The sequence below is a fragment of the Actinomadura sp. NPDC049753 genome, from assembly GCF_040674655.1.
Classification (GTDB): Bacteria; Actinomycetota; Actinomycetes; order Streptosporangiales; family Streptosporangiaceae; genus Spirillospora; species Spirillospora verrucosospora.
In genome coordinates, this window is sequence record NZ_JBFARL010000059.1 from 32,030 (window position 1) to 39,374 (window position 7,345).

The following is a 7,345-nucleotide window of genomic DNA, read 5'->3' on the forward strand; positions in this document are numbered from 1 at the left end:
CCGCCGTGCGGCCCAGGGAACCCGGCGCCTCCTCCGACGCGGGCGCCTCGTCGATGGAGTGGGCGCTGCTCACCCCGGTCCTCATCATGATGATGCTCGCCGCGGTGCAGTTCGCCATGGTCTTCCACGCCCGGCACGTCGCCCTCGCGGCGGCGCAGTCGGGCGCCCGCGTCGCGCGCACCTCCCCGGTCGGCGGCGGCTGGGAGGGCGCGGCGACCGCGAAGGCGTCCTCCAGCGTGCGCGAGATCGGGCCGAACCTGCTCGGCGGGCTCCAGGTCAGGGCGGGGGAGGAGAACGACGAGCGGTGGGTCGAGGTCAGCGGCGAGGCCGTCCAGGTCGTCCCGTTCATGAGGTTCCACGTGTCGCAGCGCTCGCAGGGCCCCATCGAGTGCTTCCGTCCCGACGTCGGTTCCGGGACGGCGTGCCAGCGGGGAGCCGGCGGATGAGGGCCCGCCTGCCGCGCCCTGTCGCCGACGGCGGGTCCATGTCGCTGGAGATGGTCCTCGTCACGCCCATCTTCGTCGCGTTCCTGCTGTTCCTCGCGGGCGCGGGGCGCATGGTGGACGCCAAGAGCCAGGTGGACGGCGCGGCCCGCGACGCCGCCCGCGCCGCGTCCATCGCGCGCAGCGCGGGAGCCGCGCAGGGCCTCGCCGCCGACACAGCGTCCGCCGGGCTGCGCGGCACCTCCTGGTGCTCGGGCGGTCCCTCCGTGCAGACCGACGTGTCCCGCTGGGGGCCGGGCGGCAGCGTCGACGTGACCATCACCTGCGACGTCGACCTCGGCGACCTGGCGTTCATCGGGCTGCCCGGCAGCAAGCGGCTCCAGGGGCACGCGATCGCGCCCGTCGACACCTACACCTTCCGCGGGACGGACGACGAGCCGCCGGAGGACGCGCCATGACGAGACCGCGCAACGCGCCGGGACGGAGGGCCGAGCCGGCGGCACCGGCCGTCGGCGAGGGCCGCGACCGGGGCACGATCGCGATGTACACGGTGCTGTTCACCCCGATCGTCATCCTGCTGGCCGGGTTGCTCGTGGACGGCGGCCTTGCCATCCACGCGCGGCAGCGCGCCGCGGACATGGCCGAGCAGGCCGCCCGCGCCGGGGCGAACCAGATCGACGCCGACGCCCTGCGGCAGACCGGGAGACCCGTCCTGGACCCGGGCCGGGCCCGCGCGGCGGCGTGCGACCTGCTCGCCTCCTACAGCGACCAGGTGACCGGGTCGCGGTGCGACGCCGACGAGGAGGAGGTCGCCGTCAGCGTGCGGATCAGCGTCCGGCCCCAGCTGCTCGGGATCATTCCGGGCTTCGGCGAGTTCCAGATGACCTCCAGCGCGACCGCCCGCCCCGTCACGGGCGGACCGGGAGGAACCAACCCGTGAGCATCGGCGAGAACAGATCTACCATGAGGACGACGTCCACGGACCGGAGAACGGCAGGGGCGCGATGGTGACGCGGCAGGGGCGCAGGACACCCGTCCGGGTGCGAAGGCAGCGCAGCGCGGGCGACGTGCTGGCGGGGATCGGGGCGCTCGTCCTGCTCGCCGCGCTGATGGCCGGAGTCCCGTTCGCGCTGCTGACGATCTTCGGTTCGCCGCTGCCGGACCACGTGCCGTCCGCGTCCGACCTCACGCACAGGGTGGGCCCGGGCTCGCTCATCGCGATCCTCGTGGTGCTGGTGTGGCTGGCCTGGATCCAGCTCGCGGCGTGCGTGGTCGTCGAGGTGTACGCGGGGATCCGCGGCGTCGGCGTCCCCGCGCGGGTGCCGCTCGCGGGCGGGACGCAGTCGCTCGTGCACCGGCTCGTCGTGGCCGCGCTGCTGCTGTTCACCGCCACCACCTCGATCATGCCGGCGCTCTCCGGCGGGCTGTCCCAGCGTCCGCCCGCCGTGCAGATGCAGCCGCAGGCGGCGGAGTTCCACCGGATCCCCGAGGCGCCGGAGCGTCCCGCCGCCGCCCCCGCCGCCGAGAACCTCGCGGCGAACCCGGCGGAGAAGGCCGCCACCACCAAGATCTACCGGGTGCGTCCGCCCGAGGGCCGGCACCACGAGTCCCTGTGGGAGATCGCCGAGAAGTGCCTCGGCGAGGGCCGCCGCTACAACGAGATCTACTCCCTCAACAAGGGCCACGTCCAGCCGGACGGGACGCGGCTGACGATCGCGAGCCTGATCCGTCCCGGCTGGATCTTGGAGATGCCCGCGGACGCCAAGCACGCGCAGGTCATCCCCACCAAGGACCTTCACGACTACTTCCGGCACGGGCACGCCGTCCCCGACGCGCCCGCGAAGCCGAACCCGGCCCCGCCCGCGGCGCCGAAGCCCACCCCGCCGGCGCAGCAGACCCCGCCGCAGCAGCAGACCCCGCCGCAGCAGCAGACCCCGCCGCAACAGCAGACGCCTCCCACGCATCAGGCGCCGCCCACGCACGAGCCGCCCACACACGAGCCGCCCACACACGAGCCGCCCACACACGAGGCTCAGCCGACGCAGCCGCCCGCGTCCCAGGCCCCGCCGGTCGTCCCGCGGCCGTCGGCCTCGCCGACCCCGGCGCCGCAGCACACCGAGCCGAAGGCGCCCGCGTCGGAGAAGCCCGCGCCGGAGAAGACGGAGACCGCGCAGCCGCCCGCGCAGCCGCCCGCGCACGACGGCGGGACGGAGAAGCCGTCGGGCGAGACCGGCGACAGGTTCGACGTGAGCTGGCCGCACGGACTCGCGGCGGCGTCGCTGCTCGCCGCCGGGCTGCTCGGCGCGCTCGGCCGGCGGCGCCGCACCCAGATGTGGCACCGCGCGTTCGGACACATGATCGTCCGGCCGGAGGGGGCGGCCGTCGAGGCGGAGCGGGCCCTGCGGATCGGCGCCGACGACGACGCGGCGCGGCTCCTCGACCTCGGGCTGCGGCACATGTCCAAGTCGATGGCGGCGGGCGGGCGCGCCCTGCCGACCATCTACGGCGTGCACCTCGGGCGCGGCAGCCTCGACCTGTGGATCGCGCCCGCCGACCGGAACCCGCCCGCGCCCTGGCAGGCGTTCGACGACGGGCAGGTGTGGCGGCTGGGCGCCGAAGCGCTGCCGGGCCTGGAGGCCTCCGACCTCGCCGACGTTCTCGCCCCCTACCCCGGCCTGGTCTCGATCGGCACGAACGACAACGGCCGCATCCTCGTCGACCTGGAGGCCGCGCACGGGCTGATCGCGCTGCGCGGGCCCGAGGAGACCCGCCGCGCCGTGCTGTCGGCGGTCGCGCTGGAGCTGGCCACCAACCGCTGGTCCGACCACATGCGGATCACGCTCGTCGGGTTCGACGCCGAGCTCGGCGAGGGCCTCGCGGAGATCGCCCCGGACCGGGTCCGGTCCGTCCCGACGCTGGAGGACGCGCTGCCCGAGCTGGAGGGCCGCAGCGAGGAGGTGCGGCAGGCGCTGGCCGCGTCCGGCGTCGACTCGGTGCTCACCGGGCGCTGCCGCGGCGTGTTCGGCGAGGCGTGGATGCCGCACTACCTGATCATGGCCGACCAGCCTCCGGAGCGGGACGCCGACAGGCTCGTCGCGCTGGCCCGCACCGGCACCCGGATGGCCGCCGGCTACCTCGTGCCCGGCGACGTGCAGGGCGCCACCTGGACGTGGGACGTCGACGCCGCCGGGCGCCTGACGGCCGGCGTGCTCGGCTTCGACGTCGAGGCGCAGCTCGTCGGCGACGACGACTACCGCGGCGTGTTCGAGCTGTTCCGCACGGCCGCGCGGCTGGAGCCGGTGGAGCTGCCCGGCCTCGCCGGAGGCGAGGAGCCGCCGACCGCGCAGGAGTCGTCGGTGGAGGTCCGGCTGCTCGGCCCGATCGAGGTCGACGCGCCGGGGCCGATGGACGAGTCCCGCCGCGAGCTGTGCACGGAGCTGCTGGTGTACCTCGCGGCGCACCCGGAGGGCGTCCACCCGACGGTGCTGTCCGGCGCGGTCTGGCCGCGCGGCGTCTCCGCCGGGGTCCGCGACGCGTGCGTGGCCCGCGTGTCGGACTGGCTCGGCCGCGACGCCCGAGGCCGCCCCAACCTGTACTACGACGACCGGGGCCGGATCCGGCTCGGCTCCGAGGTGCGCGTCGACCTGAACGTGTTCCGCTGGCTGGTGTGGCGGTCGGCGGCCGAGCCGGCGTCCGAGACCGCCTACATGGCGTACGCGCTGGACCTCGTCCGCGGCCCGCTCCTCGCCGACCGGCCGCGCGGCCGGTACGCCTGGCTCGCCGACCACGACCTGGAGTTCGAGGCGCCCGCGCGGGTCATCGACGTCGCGCACCGCCTCGTCGTGCTGCGGCTGGAGGAGGGGGACCCGCGCGGCGCGGTGGGCGCGGCCCGCGCCGGGCTGCGGCTCGCCCCCGAGGACGAGGGCCTGTGGCGCGACCTGCTCCGCGCGACCCACGCGACCGGCGACGTCGCGCAGGTCCAGGTGGCCGTGGACGAGCTGCGCGGCCGCGTCGTCCGGGACCCGCTGTTCGACGGGCTCCAGCCCGAGACGGAGGCGCTCGTCGAGGAGCTGCTCCCCGACTGGCACCATGTCGGTTCGCGCTAGCCGGCTCCGCTAGCGGTACAGGCCGGTGCCGCCCAGCGAGTAGCGGCCCGGCTGCGGATGCACGCACATCCCCGCCGGGCGCCCGCCGACCCGGACGGACCGGACGACGTGCCCGGTCCGGGTCGAGACGGCGTAGACGAGCCCGGCGGGGTCGGCGAGCCACAGGGCCGTCCCGTCCGGGGACACCCCGCCCGGCGCGGGCGAGCCGCCGCCGGGCAGCGGCCAGCGCGCCGCGACCCGCCGCGATCCGAACTCGACGGCGGTGACGGCGCCGCCGCCGACGACGAAGAGCCGGCGCGCGTCCCTGCTGATCGCCAGGCCCCGGGCGCCGGGCCCCGTCCGGACGAACCCCAGCGGGGCGAACCGCCGGGCGTCCACCAGCCACACCCCGCCCCGGCGGGCGTCGGCGACGTAGAAGGCGGACCCGTCGGGGGACAGGCGCAGGTCGCCGGGCCGCGCTCCGTCGGGCAGCCGCACCGTGCCGGAGACGGCGCGGCTCGCCAGGTCGACCCGGGCGAGCAGGCCGGCGGCGGCGCACGTGGCCACCAGGGACGCGCCGTCGGGGGTGAAGTCGGCGTGGCCGGCCGCGCACGGCAGGGGCGCCGACGCCCGCGGCGCCATCGTGCGCGGGTCGCGCACGTCGATCCGGTCCGGACGGCGTGCCAGGACCAGCGCGTCGCGGCCGTCGGGGGTGAAGTAGAGGCCGGTCGGCGCGGTGACCCCGACCGGGCGGCCCTGCCTCCCGCTGCGCGGCCCGAGCGGGATGAGCAGGCCGTTCGCGCGGTCGGTGGCCCACAGCCGCCGCAGATCCCACGACGGCGCCAACCGCGACGCCGCCGCCCCGGTGTGGAACCGGCCGACGAGCCTGAGCCCGGCGGGGTCGAGGACGTCGATGTACGGGCCGTTCGGCACGTACAGCCGCGGCGGCAGCCCGCGGGCCGCCGGGGCGAGCATCCCGGGGCCGGTGGCGGCGTAGACGCGGCCGCCCGCCGGCGCGACGGGCACCCCGCCCGGCGGCCCGGACTCGGACGCGCGCGGTGCGCCGCCCGGGCGCGCCGGCAGGTAGGGCGCCGGTCCGCCGAGCCCGACGACCGGGTCGTCCGGGGAGCCCTCCCCGGGCCGGTAGAAGGGGACGGGCGACTCGCACCCGGCCAGGCCGGTCAGCGCGAGGGCCGCGGCGAGCGGCAGCGCGGCGGCCCGTGATCGTCCCTTGTGAGGTTGCATGCGCGGTCTCCCCCAATCACGGCGGGGACCTTACCTAGGGACGACGTTCTGCATCCGGCTAATTGCCAAACGTGTTCACTGCGGCGACGGTATCGGGAATCGGCCGGCCCGCATCGGTGCGCGGTTCACCGCAGGAATGGCGCGAAGCCCACCGCCATCTCAAAAAAACACTCATGTCTGTTAGGTTTGGACGGTTCTGAGGGGAGCGATCGATGACCTTCGCGCACTGGCCCGACACCGTCGACGACATCATCGGCGGCGACCAGGCCGTCATGCTCGCCACCGTCACCCCGGCCGGCGGGGTGGTGCTCACCCCGGTCACCAACTTCGGCGCACGTGACCGCGACGGCGGAACCGTCACGGTGAACAGTTCGGTCGGAGGCTGGAAGAAGCTCCAGCGCATCAAGCGCGACCCCAAGGTCGCCCTGGCCTTCCACACGCGAGACCACGGCTACAGCAACCGGCCCGAATACGTGCTGGTCCAGGGCACCGCATCGCTCTCAGCCCCGCTCGCCGACTACCCCGAGACGCTGGGCGCCGACTGGGAACGCTTCGACGGTCCCCGCGCCACCGGCCTTCTCTGGAACCGCTGGCTGCGCCTCTACTACACCCGCGTGCTGATCGAGGTCACCGTCGCGCGCATGGTCGTCTGGCCCGACCTCACCTGCGGGGAGCAGCCCCGCGTGCTCGGACCGGCGCTGCCGAGCGACGCACCGGAACCGCACGAGCCGCCCGGCTTGGGCACCGCCCCCCGGATCGACCACGCCAAGGCGGCCGGCCGCCTGGCGGACCTGCCCGAAACCCTGCTCGGCTGGACCGGTGCCGACGGCTTCCCCATGGTGGTCCCCGTCTCCGTCAGTGGCGACGACCAGGCCGGCATACTGCTCGACCCACCCCCCGGGATCCTCCCCGGCGGCGGTCGCCGCGCCGGCCTGACCGCCCACTCCTTCACCAAGTACGTCCAGGGGCAGCATCAGCGCGTCCACACCGGCTGGCTGGAGAACGGCCCCGAGGTGCGCTACGCCCCGCACACGGAACTCGCCTACCGGACGCCGCCGTCCAGACTCGTCTACCGGCTCGGGGTGGGTGCCGCCATGCGCATCGCCCGGCGACGCGCACGCCGTGCGGGCCACGACATCCTCCAATGAGGCACCGTGGCGGTCGTCAGTCGGACTTGCCGATGCCTATGCCGAACTCGCGGTAGACGCGCTCCCAGAAGCCGTCCCGCAGCCAGGTGCGGGCCTCCTGGTAGGGGCGCAGCGAGCCGCCGAGCTCCTTCTCCGCCTCGATCAGCAGCTCCTTGTCGATGACGGGCGGCAGGATCGGGCCGGGCAGCAGGTCGCGGATGTTGTCCCGGCCACGCTCGAAGATCCACTTTTGGGCGACGTGCTCGCCGATCTCCAGCATGTGGTCGCGGTCGGGGCCGAGCTTGCCGTCGGACGGCGCGGCCGTGGCGGAGTTCAGCGACGCGGCCACCGTGGCGGGGGTGGCGGCGCCCGGCACCGGGACGGCCGCGCGGGCCGCCGCGGGCGTCGGCTTGACCGCCGGGGGACGTCCCGCGAACACCTGCGA

6 protein-coding genes and 1 pseudogene are annotated in these 7,345 nt (G+C 75.6%); 5 read left to right on the forward strand and 2 right to left on the reverse strand.

Annotated elements, in window-relative coordinates; all coding sequences use genetic code 11:
• Window positions 1-5 precede the first annotated feature (5 nt).
• The 4 genes from AB0K37_RS17660 to AB0K37_RS17675 all read left to right on the forward strand — a co-directional run bounded on the left by AB0K37_RS17660 (window position 6) and on the right by AB0K37_RS17675 (window position 4,549).
• Window positions 6-446, forward strand: coding sequence for a TadE family protein (locus tag AB0K37_RS17660; protein ID WP_345176809.1), 441 nt, complete (start codon window positions 6-8; stop codon window positions 444-446).
• The gene (locus AB0K37_RS17665) at window positions 443-901 is read left to right on the forward strand and encodes a TadE family protein (protein WP_363981746.1); all 459 of its coding nucleotides are present in this window, start codon (window positions 443-445) and stop codon (window positions 899-901) included. The genes AB0K37_RS17660 and AB0K37_RS17665 overlap by 4 nt, the downstream gene beginning before the upstream one ends.
• Window positions 898-1,383, forward strand: coding sequence for a TadE family protein (locus AB0K37_RS17670; protein ID WP_363981749.1), 486 nt, complete (start codon window positions 898-900; stop codon window positions 1,381-1,383). The genes AB0K37_RS17665 and AB0K37_RS17670 overlap by 4 nt, the downstream gene beginning before the upstream one ends.
• Before the next feature lie 100 nt (window positions 1,384-1,483).
• Window positions 1,484-4,549, forward strand: a complete 3,066-nt coding sequence (locus AB0K37_RS17675; protein ID WP_363981752.1) for a BTAD domain-containing putative transcriptional regulator — start codon at window positions 1,484-1,486, stop codon at window positions 4,547-4,549.
• Window positions 4,550-4,558: 9 nt separating this feature from the next.
• Here AB0K37_RS17675 and AB0K37_RS17680 read toward each other — a convergent pair whose 3' ends face one another.
• Entirely contained in the window at window positions 4,559-5,773 is a 1,215-nt protein-coding gene (locus AB0K37_RS17680; protein ID WP_363981755.1) for a hypothetical protein, read from the reverse strand.
• A gap of 212 nt (window positions 5,774-5,985) precedes the next feature.
• On the opposite strand from AB0K37_RS17680, the gene AB0K37_RS17685 reads away from it, so the two are divergent.
• Window positions 5,986-6,921, forward strand: coding sequence for a pyridoxamine 5'-phosphate oxidase family protein (locus AB0K37_RS17685; RefSeq protein WP_363981758.1), 936 nt, complete (start codon window positions 5,986-5,988; stop codon window positions 6,919-6,921).
• A 16-nt stretch (window positions 6,922-6,937) separates the two neighbouring features.
• Here AB0K37_RS17685 and AB0K37_RS17690 read toward each other — a convergent pair.
• Window positions 6,938-7,345 (reverse strand): annotated as a pseudogene (locus AB0K37_RS17690) (NYN domain-containing protein); the annotation flags it as partial.